Origin of the sequence: Aeromicrobium tamlense (genome assembly GCF_013408555.1) — a bacterium.
In the GTDB taxonomy this organism is placed as follows: Bacteria; Actinomycetota; Actinomycetes; order Propionibacteriales; family Nocardioidaceae; genus Aeromicrobium; species Aeromicrobium tamlense.
Genome location: NZ_JACBZN010000001.1, coordinates 2839248 through 2860483 on the forward strand (window position 1 = coordinate 2839248; position 21236 = coordinate 2860483).

A 21236-nucleotide genomic window follows, 5' to 3' on the forward strand; every position below is an offset into this window, starting at 1 on the left:
GGCGTCCGCGGGCGCGTCACGCGTCATCGCACGCGGTGCGTCACCCGGATCTTCTTCAGGTACGTGACCTTCGCGCCGTCGAAGCCGCGCACCACGATCGTGCGCTTCGCCGACTTCAGGCCCCTGCCGTAACGGACCTTCCGGACGACGCGACCGTGCGAGTCGGCCTTGCCGGTCACCATCTGGTGGCGCAGCGAGATCCGGTAGCGCTGACCCGGGGCCAGGCCCTGGGCGCGGACCGTGAACACCTCGCGGTCACGGACGACCGTGCGCGACGTGGAGGCCTTCGCGATCTCCGTGACCCGGCCGGTCCGCAGGGTCGTCGACCACTCCACGTAGCCCGGCGCCGTCACCGTGACCCGCACGCAGACCTCGCGCCCGGCCATCGCCGAGGTCACGCGGTAGGAGCCGGCCTTCGTGACGGGACGGCAGTCCTTGCCGGCCTGCGCGAGGCCCCACGTCGTGGTGGTGCTCGCACCCTCCGGCAGGACACCGGCCATCACCGGCGCCGTGAGCGTCGTGCCGACCTTCGGGGTCCTCGTGCTGAGGATCGCCCGCATCGCCGGCAGCGTGCCCCGGACCACGGCGTGCTCCGGGACGAAGACCCCGGTGAGAGGCTCGTAGCCCTCGGCCGTGACGCCGGCCTCGACGCACAGGGTCTTGCCGACGAGGTCGGCCGTGGGCGTGAACGAGGCTGACGTCGCACCCGAGATGGCGACACAGTCCTCGTCCGCGGCCACGCCCCACTGCCAGTGCGCAGCGGCCTCCTCCGGAGCCTCCGAGAGGTCGATCGGCAGCGAGATCGGCTCGCCCACGCGGGGGCGGTCGCTGCTGGGCTGCGGGCTCGGGACGCGCAGTGTGCCCACGCCCACCTCCACCGCGTCGGAGGTCGTCACGTCGTCCACGAAGCCGCGCGCGGAGGACGTCACGGTCACCGACAGCTCATGACCGCGGTGCGCGCCCTTCGGCGTGAAGGCGGCCTGCGTCGCGCCGTCGATCGGCTCGCCGTCGAGGTTCCACTGGTACGCCCGCTCGGCGTCCGCCGGATCGCCGCCCGTGACGGTGGCCGTGGTCTCGACGCCGGCCTCGACCCAGCCCGGGATCGAGACGGCGGGCGACTCCGCGAAGTCGCCGGCGCCGACCTCGCCGACCGCGTGGGTGGTCGTGGCATCGGCGTGGTGCGGTGCGCTCACCGTGACGGTCACGCACAGCGACTTCTCGAGCTCGGCGACCTCCGGGGTGAAGGCGGCCTCGTCCGCGCCCTCGATCACGGCGCAGTCCTCGCCGTCGACCAGGCCCCACTGCCAGGCGGTGACCTCGGCGCCCTCGGGCGCGTCGTCGAGGTCCACCGTGGCGGTGACGGTCTCGCCGACCCGAGGCTCCTGGACGTCGGTCATCGGCGTCGGGGCGGTGAAGGCGCCCACCGCAAGGTCGGACGCCGCGGCGCCCACCACGAGCGTGTCGTAGCCGGTGGCGAGGTACATCAGGCTGACGCAGATCGTCCGTCCCGCGTCGGCGTTGCTCACGTCGTACGTGACCGAGCCGTCGAAGTCGTCGCGCGTCACGCACTCCTGCTCGTCGTCCAGGTGGCCCCACCGGGTCTGGACCCGTCGGCCGCCCTCGGGGATCCTCGACTCGTCGGGCACGACCGTGAGCACGTCACCGGACGTGGGCGGCGTGGTCGGGGTCGAGTCCGTGAGGGTCGCGCCGGCCGTCATGAGGGCCGGCAGGACCTGCTGCTGCGCCACGCCGGAGCGGTCGGCGGGCTCGCCGTCCACTCCCTTCGCCGTGACGGTCACCGTGACGAACTCGCCGACATCGGCCAGGGTCGGGGTGAACGTCGCCGCCGTCGAGCGCACCTCGTCGCTGCCGCCGACCGTCCACGCGTACGTCCACGAAGCGGGCTCGGGAGTGGTCGCCGCGGTCACGCTCAGCTCGTCCCCGGCGCGGCCCGAGCCTTGGATCGTCGGAGTGAACGCCTTGAAGGTCGGCTCCAGCTCGAACTGCTGGATGTTGCGCTGGAAGTCGGCGACGTACACGCGACCGGTGTCGTCGAGCGAGATCCCCGTGGGCTGCTGGAACTGGCCGGCGCCGGTCCCGCGCGAGCCCCACGCGACGAGGGTCCGACCCTGCGGGTCGAGGACCGCGGCACCGGGGCCGTAGAGCTCGGCGACGGCGATCCGGCCCGCCGAGTCGACGGAGACTCCGTAGGGGCCCGCCATCGCCCGGCCGGAGACCTGGGTGAAGTCGGCGACGTGCGTGCCGTTCGTGTCGTACTTGCGAATCGCCCCACCATGGAGGTCGGCGACGTAGACGTAGCCGTCGCGCGCCGCGATGCCGAAGGCGCTGGCGCGCTGGCCGGGTCCGCCGACGTTCTCCCACGTGCTGACCTGCTCGCCCTGGGGCGTCAGCTTGAGGACGCGGCCCGTGTCGACGTCGGTGACGAACAGGTGACCTCCTGACGCGGCGATCTGGAACGGGATCGACGCGTCGACGCGGAAGCTCGAGATCAGGGTCCCGTTCGGGTCGAACGTGCTGATCCGGCCGCCCGACTCCGTGACGTGGACGTTGCCGGCGGCGTCCACCGCCGCACCGTAGGCCGAGCTGAGGTGGCCCTGTCCGATCGTCCGCAGGAACTCTCCCTCGGCGCTGTAGAGCTTGACCACGCCAGCCGAGAGCTCAGCGGTGTAGATCCGACCGTCGGCGTCCTGGGCCAGGGCGTAGGACGAGCCCGTCGCCCCCTCGCCCGATCCGGCTGCGGCGAACGTCCGGACGTACGTGGCCTCGTCCGCGGCCTGCGCCGGTGCGGCGACCGACACGAGGCCGGCCAGCGCGATGACGAGGGCGAGCACGGCGGCGAGCGGACGTCCGGCGCGGCGCGCGGGAGACATGGGACGCGTGGGGCGGGAAATCACTTCTGCAACGTATGTCCCATTTCGGACGGAGGAGACGGGAACGATCGCATGTCATCCCATGTGACTACGCCTAGGGCCCGTGAGTTCTCCCATTTCCCCTCAGCCACACGCGTCACGGCCCTACGCTGTCGTCGCTGCATCTCTCCACGACGTAAGGAAGAACCGCATGCGCATGCGCGCCATCGCCCTCGCCGCGACGACCGGACTGGTCCTCGCTCTCGCCCCCACCGCGGCCCAGGCCGCCCCCAAGCCCACCTACAAGGTCGCCATCGCGATCAACACGACCGCCCCGACCGTCGGCACCACCATCAAGGTCACCGGCAAGGTCGCCGGCCCGAAGGCCGCCCGGAAGAAGCTGCTCGTGCAGCGCAAGGTCGGCACCGGCGCCTGGAAGACCGTCGCCAAGGTCCGCACCAGCACGAAGCGCACCTACTCCGCCCGCGTCCGGGTGCTGACCGCCGGACAGCAGTACGTGCGCGTCGTCGCGCCCAAGTCCACGAAGGCCAGGGCGGGCTCCAGCTCGCGCCGCGGCTACGTCGGCTACCGCTGGTTGGACCTGACCACGCAGCCGAGCGAGAAGGCGGGCCCCGTCGAGAACGGCCCCGTCACCATCGCCGGCAAGACCTACCCGAAGGCGCTCACGTTCTCGGGCTCGGGCATCTACTTCAACACCGCCGGGAAGTGCACGACGCTCCGTGGCTCGGTCGGCGCCCCCGACGCGGAGGCCGGCGAGCTGCTCGTGATCTCGATCCCGACCAGCGACAGCGAGGAGGCCCAGGAGTTCCGCACCGCCGCGCCCGCCGGTGCCGCCCCGAAGGCCGCGAGCTACGCCATCACGAAGCGCCCGATGATCGCGTTCGGTCACGGTGACGCCGCGGGGCGCGTCTCGTTCGTCGCGCCTCAGGTCCGCTGCTCGGTGAACGCGCTGTCCGCCGTGCCGGAGGATTCGCCCATGGCTCCGTGAGTCACCCACGACGAACGCCCCCTCCCGGCCGGGAGGGGGCGTTCGTCGTTCCGGGTCAGCGCTTGCGGGACAGGAACGCGAGCATCGCCTCGCGCGCCTCGTCGCTGCCGAAGAGGCGCGCCGACTGCTCGGCCAGCCGGTCGCCGAGGCGGTCGATCCGCTCGACGAGGTCATGGTTGAGCAGCGCCTTCGTCTCGCGGAAGCCCTGCGGGTAGCCCTGGCCGAGGTCGTCCAGGACCGCCTGCAGACCGGCGTCGAGTGCGTCGTCCTCGACGACCCGCGTGACGAGGCCGATCTCGGCCGCCTCGGCGGCGTCGAAGGTGCGGCCGGTGAGGAAGAGGTCGGAGGCGGCCCGCGGGCTCAGCCGCGGCAGCAGCGACAGGCTGATCACCGCGGGGGCGAGCGCGAGTCGGACCTCGGTCAGCGCGAACGTCACCGACCGCGTGGCCAGCACGATGTCGGCGGCCCCGACGAGTCCGAGGCCGCCCGCGCGCACCGGGCCGCCCAGCACGACGACCACGGGCTTGGCGCTCGTGGCGATGCGGCGCTGGAGGCCGATCAGGGTGCTCGCCCCCTCCTGCATCGAGCCCTCGGCGGCCTCGGACAGGTCGGCTCCCGAGCAGAAGACGCGATGCGCCGAGCGCAGCACGATCACCTTCGCGTCGGCGTCGGACTCCGCGCTGTCGAGGTGCGCCCCCAGCTCGGTGACCAACTGGCGGCTCAGGGCGTTGCGGTTGTGCTCGCTGTCGAGTGTGATCGTCGCGACGCCGTCCGCGACGTCGAGGTGGACGAGTTCGGTCATGGTGCTCCGTTCGTGGAGGTGGGGCGAGCAGTCAGTAGGACTTCGGCAGGCCCAGCGAGAACTGGGCGACGAAGTTGAGGGCCATCTGCTTGCTGACCGGCGCGATGTTGGACAGCCGCGAGGACGCGAGCGCCTGGACGAGACCGTACTCGTTGGCCAGGCCGTTGCCGCCGTGCGTCTGGATCGCGGTGTCGACCGCCTTGGCCGCGGCGTCGCCGGCGGCGACCTTGGCCATGTTGGCGGCCTCGCCGGCGCCCATCAGATCCCCGGCAGCGTAGAGCGCGGCGGCCTTCTGGGTGAGCAGGCGGGTCATCTCGATGTCGATGTGCAGCTGCGCCAGCGGGTGCGCGATCGCCTGGTGCGCGCCGATCGGACGCCCCCACACGTCGCGGTCCTTGGCGTAGGCGACGGCCTTGTTCAGCGCCCAGCGCGCCGTGCCGGTGCCCATCGACGCCGCCATGATCCGCTCGGGGTTCAGCCCGGCGAACAGCTGCTCGAGGCCGGCGTCCTCGCTGCCGACGAGCGCGTCCGCGGGCAGCCGGATGTCGTCGAAGAACAGCGTGAACTGCTTCTCGGGGCTGGTCAGGCCCATGTCGATCTCCTGGGCGTTGAAGCCGTCGGAGTCGGTCGGGACCATGAACAGCGCCGGCTTGAGCTTGCCGCTCTTGGCGTCGGCGGTGCGGCCGACGACCAGCACGTGACTGGCCTCGTCGACGCCCGAGATGTACGTCTTGCCGCCCTTGAGGACCCAGCCGCCGTCCTCGGTCTTCGTCGCCGTCGTGACGAGGTTGTGCGAGTTCGACCCGGCATCCGGCTCGGTGATGCTGAAGGCGTAGGTCTCGGTGCCGTCGGCCAGGCCCGGCAGCCAGCGCTGCTTCTGCTCCTGCGTGCCGTACTGGGCGATGACCGTGCCGACGATCGCGGGCGAGACCACCATGAGCAGCAGCGGGCAGCCGGCGATCGCCAGCTCCTCGCAGACCGCGGCGAGGTCGCCGATGTCACCACCGCCGCCGCCGAACTCCTCGGGGATCGAGACGCCGAGGTAGCCGAGCTTGCCGGCCTCCGACCACAGCTCGGTGGTCTTGCGGCCCTCCTTCGCGGCCTCGTAGAAGTAGTGCTCGCCGTACTTGGCGCCCAGGGCCGCGACGGCCTTGCGCAGCTCGCGCCGCTCCTCGGACTCCGTGAAGTTGCTCATTCGCTCTCCTCCTCGATGACGGCGAGGACCGCTCCGGCCTCGACCTGCTGACCGACGCTCACGGCCAGGCCGCTGACGACGCCGTCGGAGGGCGCCGAGATGGTGTGCTGCATCTTCATCGCCTCGAGGACGACCACGGGGTCGCCCTTCGCGACGCGATCGCCGTCGGCGACCTTGACCGCGGTGACCGCCGCCGGCATCGGCGCCAGCAGCGAGCCCTCGGCCACCACGTCGGCCGGGTCGACGAAGCGCGGCACCGGCGTGAGGCTCGTCGAGCCCTCCGGGCCATCGACGTCCACGTGGCCGTCGGTCACCGCCACGAGGTAGCGGCGGGTCACGCCGTCGACCTCCAGCAGCACCTCGGCGCTCGCGTCACCGGTCTCGATCGAGACGACCGTGGCCCCGTCGACCGCGAGTCGTCCCTGCCGGCTGCCGTAGGCGACGGCCGGGTGGCCCTCGTACTCCCGCGTGAGCGGCTGGCTCGGCACGTTGCGGAAGCCCGCGGGGATGCGGCTGAGCACCCGTGCCGAGGTCGCCGCGAGGCTCGCCTCGGCCAGCGCGGCCGCCACGGGGACCAGCGGGTCGCCGGCCTCGTCGCCGAACCACTCGTCGGCGTTCTCCTCCAGCATCGAGGTCCACAAGTCGGCCTCGCGCACCTGCTTCGCCTCGAGGATCTGGCGCAGCGCCGCCGCGTTCGTGGTCACGCCGTGGACGCGCGAGCGGCGCAGCGCGTCGACGAGGGTGCGCAGCGCCGTACCGCGGTCGGGACCGTGCGCGATGACCTTCGCGATCATCGCGTCGTAGTGGATGCCCACGACGCTGCCGACCTCGACGGCCGAGTCCACGCGGACCGAGTCGGGGAGCTCGAACGCGCGGATCGTGCCGGTCTGCGGCGACCAGTCGTCGGCGGGGTCCTCGGCGTAGAGGCGAACCTCGATCGCGTGGCCCCGCGGTGCGGAGACCTCGCCCGTGAGCGGCTGGCCCTCGGCGATCGCGATCTGCGCGGCGACGAGGTCGATGCCGTGCACCTCCTCGGTGACGGGGTGCTCCACCTGCAGGCGGGTGTTCATCTCGAGGAAGAACACGCGGTCGCCGTCGACGAGGAACTCCACCGTGCCGGCGCCGCGGTAGGCCACGGCCTCGGCGGCCTGGCGGGCGGCGGCGTGCAGCGTGGTGCGCGCCGTCTCCGAGAGGTTCGGCGCGGGCGCCTCCTCCACGACCTTCTGGTGGCGGCGCTGGATCGAGCAGTCGCGGTCGCCCACGGCCCAGACGGTGCCGTGCGTGTCGGCCAGGACCTGGACCTCCACGTGGCGGGCTCGCGGCAGGTAGGGCTCGACGAACACGGTGCCGTCGCCGAACGCCGACGCGGCCTCGGCCCTGGCCTTCTCGAGCTCGCCGGGGAGTTCCTCGAGCCGCTCGACGACGCGCATGCCGCGGCCGCCGCCGCCGGCGCTGGCCTTGACCAGCAGCGGCAGGTCGGACTCGGACACCGCGTCGACGTCGACCGAGAGGATCGGGACGTCCGCGGCGGCCATGATCTCCTTCGCGCGGATCTTGCTGCCCATCTGGTCGATGGACTCCGGGCTCGGGCCGATCCAGGTCAGGCCGGCGGCCTCGACGTCGCGGGCGAATTCAGCGTTCTCTGACAGGAAGCCGTAGCCGGGGTGGATCGCGTCGGCACCGCTGCGGCGCGCGGCCTCGATGACGAGGTCGCCGCGCAGGTACGTGTCCGACGGTGCGCTGCCCGGCAGCCGCACCGCGACGTCGGCCTCGGCCACGAACGGCATGCCGGCGTCGGCGTCCGAGAAGACCGCGACGGTCTCGATCCCGAGCTCACGACACGTGCGGAACACCCGCCGCGCGATCTCGCCACGGTTGGCGACCAGGACCTTGCGAATCGTGCTCAACGGGGGCCTCCTGACGGGGACGGAACGAACGATGATGCATTCGGGTACTGGATCGGGGCCAAGGGCCTCATCGTTCGTCTCACAGGCGGAACACCCCGTAGCCCCGCGCGCCCTCGACGGGCGCGTTGGCGATCGCGGACAGGCAGATGCCGAGGATCGTGCGGGTGTCGCGCGGGTCGATGACGCCGTCGTCGTAGCCCAGGCCGCTCGTGAAGTACGCGAGCGACTGCTCCTCGATCTGCGCCTCGACGAGGTCCTTGATGCCCTGGAACCCCTCGGCGTCGAACACCTGGCCCTTCGACTCGGCCGACTGCCGCGCGACGATCTCCATCACGCCGGCCAGCTGCGCCGGGCCCATCACGGCCGACTTCGCGCCGGTCCAGCTGAACATGAACCGCGGGTCGTACGCGCGTCCGCTCATGCCGTAGTGGCCGGCGCCGTACGACGCGCCCATCACGATCGAGATGTGCGGGACCTTGCTGTTCGAGACCGCGTTGATCATCTGCGCGCCGTGCTTGATGATGCCGCCCTGCTCGTACTCCGCGCCGACCATGTAGCCCGTGGTGTTGTGCAGGAACAGCAGCGGCGTGTCGGTCTGGTTGGCCAGCTGGATGAACTGCGCGGCCTTCTGCGCCTCCTGGCTGAACAGCACGCCCTGGGCGTTGGCCAGGATGCCGATCGGGTAGCCGTGCAGCTGCGCGAAGCCGGTGACCAGGCTCTGGCCGTAGAGCGGCTTGAACTCGTCGAACTCGCTGCCGTCGACGAGGCGCGCGATGACCTCGCGGGGGTCGAACGGCACCTTGAGGTCGGTGGGCACGATGCCCAGCAGCTCCTCGGGGTCGAGCACGGGCTCGGCGTAGACCGAGGCCGGCACCGGGCCGGCCTTGCGCCAGTTGATGCGGCGGATGATCTGGCGACCGAGGCGGATCGCGTCGCGCTCGTCCACGGCGAGGTAGTCGGCCAGGCCGGACTGCTTCGCGTGCATCTGCGCGCCACCGAGCGACTCGTCGTCGGACTCCTCGCCGGTGGCCATCTTCACCAGCGGCGGGCCGCCGAGGAACACCTTCGCGCCGCCGTCGACCATGACGACGTAGTCGCTCATGCCGGGCACGTAGGCGCCGCCGGCGGTGGAGTTGCCGAACACGAGGGCCACCGTGGGGCGCCGGTCCTCGCTGGCGTTCGTGATGTTGCGGAAGCTGGCGCCGCCGGGGATGAAGATGTCCTTCTGCGTGGGCAGGTCGGCGCCACCGGACTCGACGAGGTTGATCGTCGGCAGCCGGTTCTCCGCGGCGATCTGCGCGGCGCGGAAGCCCTTCTTGACCGTGACGGGGTTCGACGAGCCGCCCTTCACGGTGGGGTCGTTCGCGATGATCATGCACTCGACGCCCTCGACGACGCCGATGCCGGTGATGATCGAGCCGCCCACGGTGAAGTCGGTGCCCCAGCCGGCCAGCGCGCCGAGCTCGAGGAACGGGGAGTCCTGGTCGACGAGCAGCTCGATCCGCTCGCGCGCGGTGAGCTTGCCCCGCTGGTGGTGTCGCGCGACGTATTTCTCGCCGCCACCGGCCAGCGCCTTGGCGTGCTGCTCCCCGAGGTCGGCCACGCGCTCGAGGGCGGCCTCCCGGTTCTCCCGGTAGGCGGCCGTCGTCGGGTCGACGGCGGTCCTGACACTGCTCATGCGGGGTCCTTCCACTGCAGGTCGACAGGGATGTCGAGGTGGTCGATGAAGGCGAGCGCATCGGCGTCGATGCGGTCGCGGTCGGCGCGGGTCAGGGCCCGCACGGGGGTGATCTCGAAGAGGCCGTTGCCGTCCTTGCGCTTCGGCTTGAGGCTGCGCCACGTCGCGGCGACCACGCCGTCGAGCAGGACGAGGTTGCCGCCCCACACGTCGATCGTGCCGCCGCCCGCGATCGGGACCTGGTAGTGCGAGCGGTCCTGGTAGGCGATCACGAGCTCGTCGAAGAGGCTGAGGATGAACGCCGTGCCGTCGGAGGTCGTCGGGGCGACCTCGTCGACCTCGACCTGCTCGAACGCGCGCTTCGCGTCGGTGAGGGTGAGGCCCGCCCACCACGCGAAGTCGCGGGCAGTGGCGGGCGCGTGGCCGGCGAGGTACATCGTCGCGAGTCGGACCAGCGCCTCCTCGCGGTCGAGCTCGACCGTCGGGATGCGCGAGGCGAAGGGGACGAACGTGTCCCAGCTGCCGCGGCGGGGGCCCGTGGTGACGACCTTGTCGAGCTCGGCGCTGACGGTGATGTGTCCGAGCGCCTGGCCCTTGAGCTCGACGCCACGCTCGGCGAGGGCCGCGCCGATCTCCTTGCGGGTCAGTGGCGCCTCCGCCGACTCGACGATCTCGCCGACGAGGCCGACCAGCCGGTCGCGGTCGTCGAGCACACCGGTGGCGCGCATCTGCGGCCGCGACTGCGCGCGGATGCGGTCGGCGGTCAGGTCGAGCATCCAGCCGAGGTCCTCGATCCGGACGACGTGCCAGGTCGGGCGCAGCACGTGGTGGCGGACGAGACGGCCCTCGGCGATCTCGGCCGCGATCGCGTCGCGCGCAGGGCGGTCGTGGGTGCGACGCGCGAGCGACCACAGCGAGTCCTCGAACTCCTGGAACTGCACCGCGCCGAGCGTGCCGACGCACGACACGAGGTCGGGGAACGGCTCCCCGATCAGTCGCTGCCGCGCCATCCGCTCCCCGCGGACCTCGGCCGGGCTCACGTCGCCCACCCCTCTCCACTTGTGGAACGGCAGCGGGCGCTCGACGGACACGTCAGTACCCCAGCAGCTTCGCGGCGAGGTCCTTCATGACCTCGGTGGCGCCGCCACCGATGCCCAGGATCCGCGCGTCGCGGTAGTGGCGGTCGATCTCGGACTCGCGCATGTAGCCCATGCCGCCGAAGATCTGGACGGCCTCGTGCACCACGAACTCGACGCACGCGACGGCCTCGTTCTTGGCCACGACGGCGTCGAGGATCAGGGTCGGGTCGGACTTCGAGATGTCGACCGCCCGCTCGACGACCCCACGCGTCAGCGCGCGGGCGGCCGCGGTGCGCGAGTGCATCTCGACCAGCTTGTGGCGGATCACCTGCCGCGCGATGAGCGGCTTGCCGAAGGTCTCGCGCTCCTTCGCGTAGGCGACGGCGAGGTCGAGCGCGCGCTGCGCGGTGGCGTAGGCCTGCGTGGCGAGGTTGATCCGCTCACCCACGAACTGCTGCGCGATGTAGTAGAAGCCGGCGTTCTCGTCGCCGACGAGGTTCTCCGCCGGCACGCGGACGTCCTCGAAGGAGAGCTCGGCGGTGTCGGAGCAGTGCCAGCCCATCTTGCGCAGGCTGCGGCCCACGGTGAACCCGGGCGTGCCCTTCTCGATGACGAGCAGGCTGATGCCGCCGTGTCCCTCACCGCCGGTGCGGACGGCGGTGGTGACGAAGTCGGCGCGGACGCCGCTCGTGATGAACGTCTTGGCGCCGTTGACGACGAAGTGGTCGCCGTCGCGCACGGCCCTCGTGCGGATGCCCGCGACGTCGGAGCCGCCGCCGGGCTCGGTGACGCCGAGCGAGCCGATCATCTCGCCGGCGAGCGTGGGCCGGGCGTACCGGTCGATGAGGTCGGTGTTGCCCGAGTCGATGATGTGGGGCGTCGCGATCGAGTGCGTGAAGAGACTCGCCTGCAGGCCGGTGGAGCCGCCCGCGGACATGATCGCCTCGGTGGCGATGCAGGAGTCGATCATGTCGCCGCCGTCGCCGCCGACCTCCTCGGGGAAGCCGATCGCGAGGAAGCCGGCCTTCGCGGTGGTGCGGTGGAGGTCGCGCGGGAGCTCGCCGTCGTCCTCCCACTGCGCGAGGTGCGGCACGATCTCGGCGCGCGTGAAGTCCTCCACGGCGGTGCGGAGCGCGTCGCGCTCGGGGGTGTTCCAGGCGTTCATGCGAGCAGCTCCTCCGGGATGGTGACGACGCGGGCGCGCAGCCACTCGCCGAGCGCCTTGGCCTGCGGGTCGAAGCGAGTCGACGAGGCGACGCCCTCGCCGAGCAGGCCGTGCAGGACGACGTTCAGGCCGGCCAGGTTCGGCAGTGGGTGGACCTCGATCTCCAGGTCAGCTGTTTCCGGGAGGAGCTCGCGGAGGCGGTCCTCGGTGAGGAAGCCCGCGAGCCAGGCGTAGGCCTCGTCGCGGCGCGGGTGCGTCGACGGGATCCACACGCCGACGTTCGCGTTGCCGCCCTTGTCGCCCGACCGGGCGTGCACGAGGCGGCCGAGTGGCGCCCGCGCCCCCTTTCCACTGTTGGAGCGCGTTGCACCGCTCTCGCGCCCAGAAGCGTTCAGATCGTTCCACAAGTAGTCGTCGAGCGCGGCGGTGACGGAGGGCGGCGCGACATCGGTGCGGGAGCCGTCGGCGTGGACGACGACGTGCGGGACCTCGGCCTGCGGCACGTAGGCAGCGCGGTAGATCCCGTAGGGCGCGCCGCGTCCGGGCGGCGCGGTCATCGTGAAGCCCGGGTACGAGGCCAGCGCGACCTCGACCGCGGCGCCGCTGAACGCGCGGCCGACCTTGTCCTGGTCGGCGTCCTTCACGTGGCAGCGCAGCATCGCGGCGGCCTCGGGCTGGGACGCGGGATCGGTCTTGTCGGTGCGGGCGAGGTCCCAGACCAGCTCGGCCGGCGGGTCGGTGAGCGCGGCCTCGATCTGCGCCTTCACCCAAGCGGCCTTGTCCTCGATGTCGAGTCCGGTCAGCACGAACTCGACGCTGTTGCGGAAGCCGCCGAACGCGTTGAGGCAGACCTTCGTGGTCACCGGGGGCGCACCGCCGCGGACACCCGAGATCCGCACGCGGTCGTCGCCGTCGGGAGCGAGCTCGATGCTGGTCAGGTCGACGACGACGTCGGGGTTCAGGTAGTGCTGGTCCTGGATCTCGTAGACGAGCTGCGCCGTGACGGTGTCGACCGTGACCGCTCCCCCGGTGTTCGCGTGCTTCGTGATGACGACGCCGCCGTCCTCGCCGATCTCGGCGATCGGGAAGCCGAGCGGCCGGCTGGTGTCGATGTCGCGGAAGCCGCTGAAGTTGCCGCCCGTGGCCTGCGCGCCGCACTCGATGACGTGCCCGGCGACGACGGCACCGGCGAGGCGGTCGAAGTCCTCGCGGCCCCAGCCGAGCTCGGCGATCGCCGGCCCGACCACCACGGAGGCGTCGGTGACGCGCCCCGTGACGACGATGTCGGCTCCGGCCTTCAGGGCCTCGGCGATGCCGAACGCGCCGAGGTAGGCGTTGGCGGTGAGCGCGTCGCCGAAGCCGAGCTCGGCCGACCGTGCGAGGAGGTCGTCGCCCTCGACGTGGGCCACCGCGACGTCGATGCCCTGCGCGGCGGCGACCTCGCGGATCGCGGCGGCGAGGCCGGCGGGGTTGAGGCCGCCCGCATTCGCGACGATCCTCACGCCCTGCTCCTTCGCGAGGGCGAGGTTCTCGGTGAGCTGCTTGAGGAAGGTCTTCGCGTAGCCGAGGTCGGCGCTCTTCATCCGGTCGCGGCCGAGGATCAGCATCGTCAGCTCGGCCAGGTAGTCGCCGGTCAGGTAGTCGAGCTCGCCGCCCTCGAGCATCTCGCGCATCGCCGAGAAGCGATCGCCGTAGAAGCCGGAGCAGTTGCCGACACGAAGGGTGCGCACCCGACCAGTGTCGTGCCTCACATAGAAACAGTCAAGCCTGATTGTAAGTGCCTTTGCCCGTGACCCAGCGCGATGCATACACTTGGGTATACGTATCGCGAAAGGTGCCCCATGACCGTCCTCCTCTCCTACACCCCGACCCCGCAGGGTGAGGCAGCCGTTCCCGTGGCGATCCGCCAGGCAGAGCTGCGACAGGTGCCGCTCGTCGTGCTGAACGTCGTCCGCGGCGGTGCCCTCGTCGAGTCGACGGCCACTCCCTCGGAGGACCTGGAGAAGATCGTCGCCCGCGCCCGCGAGGCCGGCGTCGACGCGACGGCCGCTCAGGTCCAGGAGGACGACGTCGTCACCGGCGTGCTGCAGTCGGTCGACGCCCACGACGCCGAGCTCCTCGTCCTCGGCCTCCGCCGCCGCTCCCCCGTGGGCAAGCTGCTCATGGGCAGCATCGCGCAGCGCCTCCTGCTCGAGGCGCCCTGCGAGGTCCTCACCGTCAAGCCCTCCGCCTGACCAACCTCGCGACTTCACGAGGTTTCCTGTCACTTCACGAGGGTTGCGAACCTCGTGAAGTGACAGTTTCCCCGGTTAACCGGGGAAACTGTCACCCTCTAGGCTCGCGCCATGGTGACGACCGCCGCGGCAGCGGCCTGCGTGGTCCTGGCGGCGCTCGCGGTGTTCCAGGTGGCTCTTGCTCTCGGCGCACCGATCGGTCGGTTCGCGTGGGGCGGACAGCACGAGGTCCTGCCGACGCGCCTGCGGATCGGCAGCGCGGTGTCCGTCGCGCTCTATGCCGCGATCGGCGCGATCCTGCTGGCGCGCGCGGGCATGATCACTCTCGGCCTGTCCGACCGCGCGGTCGAGATCGCCGCGTGGGTCGTCACGGCCTACTTCGCGCTCGGCATCCTCATCAACGCGATCTCGCGCAGCAGGCCGGAGCGCCTCGTGATGACGCCGACCTGCGCCGTGCTGGCCGCACTCTCGGCCGTGGTCGCCGCCCCCTGACTCAGCGCGCGATGCCGACGTACTGGTACTCGAGGTACTCGTCGATGCCCTCGCGGCCACCCTCGCGGCCGAGGCCCGAGTGCTTCACGCCGCCGAACGGCGCAGCCGGGTCGGACACGACACCGGCGTTCACGCCGAGCATGCCGAACTGGAGCCGCGGCGCGACGCGCATGACGCGGTCGAGGTCAGGCGTGTAGACGTAGCCGACCAGCCCATACTCGGTCGAGTTCGCCAGCGCGACGGCCTCGTCCTCGTCGGAGAACACCTGCACCGGCGCGACCGGGCCGAAGATCTCCTCGGTGACGACCCGCGCCTCGGCGGAGACGCCCGCCAGCACCGTGGCCGGGTAGAAGTGGCCGGGACCGTCGGGCAGGTCGCCGCCCACCACGACCCGCGCGCCGCGCTCGACGGCGTCGGTCACGAGGCCGTGCACGCGCACGCGGCTGCGGTCGTCGATCAGCGGGCCGAGGTCGGTCGACGGCTCGTCGCCGGCGCCCACCCTCAACGCACCCATGCGCGCGGCGAACCTCTCGACGAACTCGTCGTGCACGTCGCGGTGGACGAGGAAGCGGTTGGCCGCCGTGCAGGCCTCGCCGATGTTGCGGGTCTTGGCCGCGATCGCGCCCTCGACGGCCGCGTCCAGGTCGGCGTCCTCGAACACGATGAACGGCGCGCTGCCGCCGAGCTCCATCGAGCAGCGCAGCACGCCCTCGGCGGCCTGCGCCAGCAGCGCCTTGCCCACCGGCGTGGAGCCCGTGAACGAGAGCTTGCGCAGGCGCAGGTCGGACAGCAGCGGACCGGTGGTGGCCGCGGGATCGGTGGTGGTCAGCACGTTGATGACGCCGGCCGGGACGCCGACCTCCTCGAAGACCTTCGCCACGGCGAGGGTGGTCAGGGGCGTCAGCTCGGCGGGCTTCACGATCGTGGTGCAGCCGGCCGCGAGGGCGGGACCGAGCTTGCGCGTGGCCATCGCGAGCGGGAAGTTCCACGGCGTGATGAGCAGCGAGGGGCCCACCGGACGGCGGTCGACCATCATCTGCAGCTTGCCCGACGGCAGCGTGCCGTAGCGGCCGTCGATGCGCACGGCCTCCTCGGAGAACCAGCGCAGGAACTCGGCACCGTACGCGACCTCGCCGCGCGCCTCGGCCAGCGACTTGCCCATCTCGGCCGTGATCAGCCGGGCGAAGTCGTCGGCGTGAGCGGTGATGAGGTCGAACGCGCCGCGCAGGATGTCGGCACGCTCGCGCGGAGTGGTGGCGCCCCACGCGGCCTGGGCGGCATCGGCGGCGGCGAGGGCGGCCTGGCCGTCGGCGGCAGTGCCCTCGGCGACCTCGGTGATGACCTTGCCCGTGGCGGGGTCCTCCACCGCGAACGTGGCGCCACCGGACGCGGGGGTCCAGCGGCCGTCGAGGTAGAGGTCGGCCGTGCGGCCGGCGAGCAGGGAGTCGATGAACTCGGCGACGCTCACGGTCACTCCTGGGTGAAGTCGATGATCTGGCGCAGCTCGGACCCGTCGGCGAGGTCGTCCATGGCGCGGTTGATGTCGTCGAGCGCGATCGTCGAGCTGACGAGGTGCTCCAGCGGCAGCTGGCCGGCGCGCCACATGTCGACGAAGACGGGGATGTCGCGCTTCGGCACGGCCGAGCCGAGGTAGCTGCCGACGAGCGTCTTGCCCTCGGCGACGAGCGCCAGCGGCGACAGCTCGATCGTGTCGTCGGGCGCGGGCAGGCCCACGGTGATCGTCTTGCCGCCCGGGGCGGTGAGCGCGATTGCCGAGGCGAACACGCGGCCGCTGCCGACGGCCTCGATGACGGCGTCGGCCTTGAAGCCCTTCTCAGCGGCCTCGTCGGGGGTCAGCGCCTCGTGGACGCCGGCCTGCAGCGCGGCCGCGCGCTTGTGGCCGAGCGGGTCGATGCCGACGACGCGCACGCCCTCGTAGGACAGCGCGGTCAGAGCGGCCGCGAGGCCGACGCCGCCGAGGCCCACGACCGCCACGGTCTGGCCCGACCTCGGCTTCGCGACGTTGATGACGGCGCCGCCGCCGGTGAGCACCGCGCAGCCGAGGACGGCCGCCACGTTCGGCGGGACGTCGTCCTCGACGGGGACGAGCGAGCGGTGGTCGACCACGGCGTGCGTGGCGAAGCCCGAGACGCCGAGGTGGTGCGTGACGGGCGAGCCGTCGCGGCTCAGCCGGCTGCCACCGGCGAGCAGCTCACCGCCGCCGTTGGCCACCGAGCCGGGCACGCACGGTGCCATGCCGTCGGTGGCGCAGCCGGCGCACTCGCCGCAGCGCGGGAGGAAGGTCATGATGACGCGCTGGCCGACCGCGAGGTCCGTGACCTCGGCGCCCACCTGCTCGATCCGACCGGCGGCCTCGTGGCCGAGCAGCATCGGGACGGGACGCGGTCGCTTGCCGTCGACGACGGAGAGGTCGGAGTGGCACACCCCGGCGGCCTCGACCCGCACCAGCACCTCGGTGGGCCCGGGCTCGGCGAGGTCGAGCTCGGCCACCTGCAGCGGGCGGGACTGGTCGAACGGGCTGGGAGCCCCGATGGACTCCAGGACGGCGCCACGAATCTTCACTTCTGCTCCTCGTCGTTCGGGGGGACGATCAACGGCCGGTGAACACGGCGTCGCGACGCTCGAGGTTCGCACTGATGCCTTCGGCGCAGTCCTCGGTCCGCCACAGCCACGTCTGCTCGCTGATCTCGTGGTCCAGGACCTGGGCCACGTCGTCGGCGAGCGACCCACGCAGGGTCTTGCGCATGGACGCTACCGCGAGCGGCGCACGGCTGGCGATGGTGTCCGCCAGCGCGATCGCGGCGTCGCGGATCTGGTCCGGCTCGACGAGCTCGTCGACGAGGCCGATCTCGAACGCCTCGGTGCCGGTCAGGCGGGCCGAGGTCAGCAGCAGCCGCGAGGCCTGCTGCTCGCCGACGATGCGCGGCAGCGACACGCTCAGGCCGAAGCCCTGGTGGAAGCCGAGGGCGGAGAAGTTCGCGTGGAAGCGGCTCGAGTCGGCGGCCACGCGGAAGTCGGCCGCGCACGCCAGCCCGAGGCCGCCGCCGACGGCGGACCCCTGCACGGCGGCGACCACGGGGATCGGGATGGTGAACATGCGGGCGGCGGCGGCGTAGATGCGTCGCGAGGACTCCACGCGCGCCTCGGCCATGTCGCCCTCGGCGAAGTTGGCACCGGCGCAGAAGTGCTTGCCCGCGGAGGCCAGCACGATCGCGCGCACGCCCTCCTCGGCCAGCGCGATGCCGGTGTCGGCGAGGAAGGTCAGCACCTCGACGTCGAAGTAGTTCGTTGGCGGTCGGTTCACCTCCAGGATCGCGATGTGGCCCTGGCGGATGACGTTCACGGCGTCGGTCATGCGACGACTCCTTCTTCACGGTGGCGGGCGATCAGCCCGGAGAGGGACGGGGCCTCGAGCGCCCAGCCGGCGACGGCGTCCTCGACGTCGGACTGGGACTGCCAGCGCTGGCGCCACGTCTGGACACGGCGGGTGAGGAACTGCAGGGCGTACTCACGCGTCATGCCGATCGCGCCGTGCGCCTGGTGCGCCGAGCGGGCGCCCTGCACGGCGTTCTGCGCGGTGACGGCGGCGGTCGCCAGCACCTCGAACTCGCCACCGCCGATGGACAGCGCGCCGGCGGCGCGGTCGACGCAGACCTGCGACATCTCGGCGGCCTGCGCCAACGTGACGACGTGCAGCTGCACCGACTGGAACGAGCCGACGGGCTTGCCGAACTGGTGGCGCTCGGCGGTGTAGGACTGCGTGAGCTCGAACATCGCCCGGGTGAGTCCGGCGAGCACGGCGCTGCGCAGCAGGAGGGCGCGGCGGCGCACATCTTCGGCGGTCACCGAGAGCGGCGCGACCACGACGGGCGCGTCCGAGGCGACGACGGTCGGGACCGGCGTGCCGTCGATGTCGGCGTGGGGCTCGAGGGTGGCGCCGGCGGGGCGCAGCACGGCCACCACGTCGGCACCCTCGGACTTCGCGAGGACCACGACGGCGGAGGCGTCGCCGGCGAACGCGACCTCGGGGAGGGTCGCGGTCAGCCGATCGCCCGAGACCTCGACCGTCTCGGTCAGACCGGACACGGTCAGCGGACCCTCGATGCGATCGAGGCCGGCCTGCGCCACGAGCCACGCGGCGAGGTGGTGCTCGACGAACGGCGCGGGGGTGGCCCGGCGTGCAGCCTCGGCGACGAGCGTCACGAGGTCGGCCAGCGAACCGCCGGCGCCTCCGCACTCCTCGTCGATGCCGATCCACGGCAGGTCGAGCGACTCGGCCTTCTTCCACACGTCGGCGGCGTACGTCCCGGCGCGCTCGGCCTCCTCGACGACCACGGGGGTCACCTCGGTGGCGAAGAAGTCCTCCAGCATGTCCCGCAGATCGGGGTCGACTTCGTGCGTCATGCGTTCTTCCTCAATCCCTTGGAGATGACCGAGCGGAGGATCTCGTTCGTGCCGCCGCGGATGGTCCAGGCCGGCGCGACCTGGACGGCCGTCGCGAGCAGACGCTCGTACGGATCGTCCGAGTCGGGGCGCGGCGTGCGGCCCCATCGGCGCACCATCAGGTCGGTGCAGTCCTGCTCGAAGCGCGTCGCCATCTCCTTGATGAGCGCGGCCTCGGTGACGGGGTACTGCCCGGCGTCGACCATGCGCGCGACGGCGAGCGACATGCCGCGGAACGCCCAGGCGCGGGCGGTCAGCGCGCCGAGCTCGGCCGCGTGGCCGCCCGGACGCTGCGCCTCCTGGCGCACCCAGCGGTCGAGCAGCGCCATGACACTCATCCAGCGGTCGACGCCGCCGCGCTCGAGCGCGAGCTCGCCGGTGTTCTGCGACCAGCCCGCGCCGACCTCGCCGAGGCGGCGGTCGTCGGGGACGAAGACGTCGACGAACGAGAGCTCGCAGAAGTCCTTGGTGCCGTCGATGAACTCGATCGGCGAGACGGTCAGGCCGGGCGTGTGGCGGTCGATGATGAACTGCGTCATGCCGCGGTGGCGGTCCTCCGACGTGCGCAGCAGCGCCACGATGTGCGTGGCCGTGTACGCGCCGGTGGTCCAGATCTTCGTGCCGTTGATGCGCCAGCCGCCGTCGACCTGCTCGGCACGCGTGCGCACCGACGCGAGGTCGGAGCCGGAGTCGGGCTCGCTCATGCCGATGGAGAACGAGTACTCGCCCGAGGCGATGCCCGGCAGGAACGTCTCCTTCTGCCACTCGGTGCCGTTCGCCGCGATGCCCGGACCGAACTGGCGGTCGGCGATCCAGTGGTAGCCCACCGGGGCGCCGCGAGCCAGCAGCTCCTCGACCACGACGAGGCGGTCCACCGCGGTGCGGCCGTGGCCGCCGTACTCACTCGGCAGCGACATGCCGATCCAGCCCTGCGCGCCGAGGTCGCGCGAGAACTCGGGGTCGACGGCGCCGCCCATGCCCAGGCCCAGCGGGTACGAGCCCTCGGGCAGGCGCTCGTCCAGCCACTCGCGCACCTCCTGCTTGAGCGCGCGCTCGGCGGGTGACAGCTCGGTCGCGGTCAGTCTCATGCCAGCCCCTTGACCGTGTCGGACTCCCCCGCACCGGACGGCCGGCCGGCGACGGAGTGGACGAGCTCGTCCAGGACTTCGGTGGTGTGCTCGCCGATGAGCGGCGCGGGACGCCGCACGCTGGCGGGCGTCTTCGAGAAGTTCGCGAGCTGCGGGATCACGCGCCAGCCGCCCGCGACGGGGTGCTGCGCGATCTCGAGGTCGTCGACGAGGTCCTGCAGGCTCGCCACGCGGGTGGCGGGGATGCCGACCTCGCGGCAGAACTCCAGCCACTCCTCGGTGGTGCGCTGCGGCGCCACCTTGCGGACGTCGCGGTAGAGCGAGTCGGAGTGGGTCAGCGTGGCGCGCTGGTCGACGTAGCGGGGATCGGACTCGGCTCCCGCGACGCCGGCCTCGGCGAACAGCTGCGCGTAGTGGCGCGGCAGGTAGGGGAAGAGGTGCACCATCCCGTCCTTGGTCGGGTGCGGGCGACGCTCGGGCGAGAGCACGCGCGGGTAGCCCGAGGCCGGGCGGCCCTCGTCGTTCACGGGCGGCTCGGCGATCGCGCCGCTGCCGTGCTCGGCGAGCATGAACGCCGCGGTGGCCTGCTGCATCGGCACCTCGATGTGCTGGCCCTCGCCGGTGCGCTCGCGGTGGAAGAGGGCGGCGCTGATGGCCTGCGCCATGACGAGGCCGCACACCTTGTCGGCGAAGATCGTGGGCAGCAGCGAGGGGGTGCCGGTGACGCGCTCGACCATGTCGGCGACGCCGCTGGCGGCCTGGATGATGTCGTCGTACGCGGGCTCCTCGGAGCGGTCGCTGGCCAGCGGGAAGCCCTGGGCCTGGCAGTAGACGAGGTCGGGGCGCAGCTGCTGGAGCGAGTCGTAGTCGAGGCCGAGGCGCGTCAGCACCTGCGGGCGCATCGTGGCGACGACGACGTCGCACTGCGGGACGAGCTCGGCGATGATGCGCTTGCCCTCGTCGGACTTGAGGTCGATGTCGATCGAGCGCTTGTTGCGCAGCAGGTTGAGCGCGATGCCCGAGAGCTCTTTGTGGGGACCGGGGCCCATCACGCGATTGGTGTCGCCACCGGGCGCCTCGACGAGGATCACGTCGGCGCCCTGGTCGGCCAGCACCTGGGTGGCCAGGGGGCCCATGACGACACGCGTCAGGTCCAGGACACGGACGCCTGAGAAGGGTCCTGAGGGAGGGGTGTCCTCAGCGGCCATCGTGTTCGCCTTTCGTGGGGTACCGAAGTTCATGCATGAATGTAT

17 protein-coding genes are annotated in these 21236 nt (G+C 71.9%); 3 read left to right on the forward strand and 14 right to left on the reverse strand.

Going from position 1 to position 21236, the window contains the following annotated elements; translation table 11 throughout:
- Positions 1–23: 23 nt before the first annotated feature.
- The gene (locus BJ975_RS13935) at positions 24–2891 is read right to left on the reverse strand and encodes a hypothetical protein (RefSeq protein WP_179426955.1); all 2868 of its coding nucleotides are present in this window, start codon (positions 2889–2891) and stop codon (positions 24–26) included.
- 190 nt (positions 2892–3081) lie between these two features.
- Here BJ975_RS13935 and BJ975_RS13940 point away from each other — a divergent pair, with 190 nt between their 5' ends.
- Positions 3082–3879 (forward strand): hypothetical protein, encoded by a 798-nt coding sequence (locus BJ975_RS13940; RefSeq protein WP_179426957.1) that lies wholly within the window; start codon positions 3082–3084, stop codon positions 3877–3879.
- Positions 3880–3934: 55 nt separating this feature from the next.
- Here the strand turns inward: BJ975_RS13940 and BJ975_RS13945 are convergent, their stop codons facing one another.
- The 7 genes from BJ975_RS13945 to BJ975_RS13975 all read right to left on the reverse strand — a co-directional run bounded on the left by BJ975_RS13945 (position 3935) and on the right by BJ975_RS13975 (position 13435).
- A complete protein-coding gene (locus BJ975_RS13945; protein ID WP_179426961.1) occupies positions 3935–4681 on the reverse strand; it encodes an enoyl-CoA hydratase-related protein in 747 nt (248 codons plus the stop codon).
- Between the two features lie 31 nt (positions 4682–4712).
- Positions 4713–5876, reverse strand: a complete 1164-nt coding sequence (locus BJ975_RS13950) for an acyl-CoA dehydrogenase family protein (protein ID WP_179426963.1) — start codon at positions 5874–5876, stop codon at positions 4713–4715.
- Complete coding sequence (locus BJ975_RS13955) at positions 5873–7783, reverse strand: ATP-binding protein (protein ID WP_218845941.1); 1911 nt, start codon at positions 7781–7783, stop codon at positions 5873–5875. The genes BJ975_RS13950 and BJ975_RS13955 overlap by 4 nt, the downstream gene beginning before the upstream one ends.
- A gap of 79 nt (positions 7784–7862) precedes the next feature.
- Entirely contained in the window at positions 7863–9461 is a 1599-nt protein-coding gene (locus BJ975_RS13960) for an acyl-CoA carboxylase subunit beta (RefSeq protein ID WP_179426966.1), read from the reverse strand.
- On the reverse strand, positions 9458–10552 hold the full coding sequence (locus BJ975_RS13965) for a winged helix DNA-binding domain-containing protein (RefSeq protein WP_179426968.1): 1095 nt from the start codon (positions 10550–10552) through the stop codon (positions 9458–9460). The genes BJ975_RS13960 and BJ975_RS13965 overlap by 4 nt, the downstream gene beginning before the upstream one ends.
- A 1-nt stretch (position 10553) precedes the next feature.
- The gene (locus BJ975_RS13970; protein ID WP_179426970.1) at positions 10554–11705 is read right to left on the reverse strand and encodes an acyl-CoA dehydrogenase family protein; all 1152 of its coding nucleotides are present in this window, start codon (positions 11703–11705) and stop codon (positions 10554–10556) included.
- Positions 11702–13435: an acyclic terpene utilization AtuA family protein gene (locus tag BJ975_RS13975; RefSeq protein WP_317628264.1), complete on the reverse strand. Its 1734-nt coding sequence runs from the start codon at positions 13433–13435 to the stop codon at positions 11702–11704. Before BJ975_RS13975 ends, BJ975_RS13970 begins: the two co-directional genes overlap by 4 nt.
- 111 nt (positions 13436–13546) lie before the next feature.
- On the opposite strand from BJ975_RS13975, the gene BJ975_RS13980 reads away from it, so the two are divergent.
- The gene (locus BJ975_RS13980; protein ID WP_179426974.1) at positions 13547–13939 is read left to right on the forward strand and encodes a universal stress protein; all 393 of its coding nucleotides are present in this window, start codon (positions 13547–13549) and stop codon (positions 13937–13939) included.
- Positions 13940–14050: 111 nt separating this feature from the next.
- On the forward strand, positions 14051–14431 hold the full coding sequence (locus tag BJ975_RS13985) for a hypothetical protein (RefSeq protein ID WP_179426976.1): 381 nt from the start codon (positions 14051–14053) through the stop codon (positions 14429–14431).
- 1 nt (position 14432) lies between these two features.
- Here BJ975_RS13985 and BJ975_RS13990 read toward each other — a convergent pair whose 3' ends face one another.
- From BJ975_RS13990 to BJ975_RS14015, 6 genes are read right to left on the reverse strand one after another with little or no spacing between them, the layout of a single operon-like run.
- Entirely contained in the window at positions 14433–15899 is a 1467-nt protein-coding gene (locus tag BJ975_RS13990; protein WP_179426978.1) for an NAD-dependent succinate-semialdehyde dehydrogenase, read from the reverse strand.
- Between the two features lie 2 nt (positions 15900–15901).
- Complete coding sequence (locus tag BJ975_RS13995; RefSeq protein WP_179426980.1) at positions 15902–17014, reverse strand: alcohol dehydrogenase catalytic domain-containing protein; 1113 nt, start codon at positions 17012–17014, stop codon at positions 15902–15904.
- 28 nt (positions 17015–17042) lie between these two features.
- A complete protein-coding gene (locus BJ975_RS14000) occupies positions 17043–17807 on the reverse strand; it encodes an enoyl-CoA hydratase/isomerase family protein (RefSeq protein ID WP_179426982.1) in 765 nt (254 codons plus the stop codon).
- Complete coding sequence (locus BJ975_RS14005; RefSeq protein WP_179426983.1) at positions 17804–18856, reverse strand: acyl-CoA dehydrogenase family protein; 1053 nt, start codon at positions 18854–18856, stop codon at positions 17804–17806. Before BJ975_RS14005 ends, BJ975_RS14000 begins: the two co-directional genes overlap by 4 nt.
- A complete protein-coding gene (locus tag BJ975_RS14010) occupies positions 18853–19983 on the reverse strand; it encodes an acyl-CoA dehydrogenase family protein (protein ID WP_179426986.1) in 1131 nt (376 codons plus the stop codon). Before BJ975_RS14010 ends, BJ975_RS14005 begins: the two co-directional genes overlap by 4 nt.
- Positions 19980–21224, reverse strand: a complete 1245-nt coding sequence (locus BJ975_RS14015) for a CaiB/BaiF CoA transferase family protein (protein ID WP_325064617.1) — start codon at positions 21222–21224, stop codon at positions 19980–19982. Before BJ975_RS14015 ends, BJ975_RS14010 begins: the two co-directional genes overlap by 4 nt.
- Between the last annotated feature and the right edge of the window lie 12 nt (positions 21225–21236).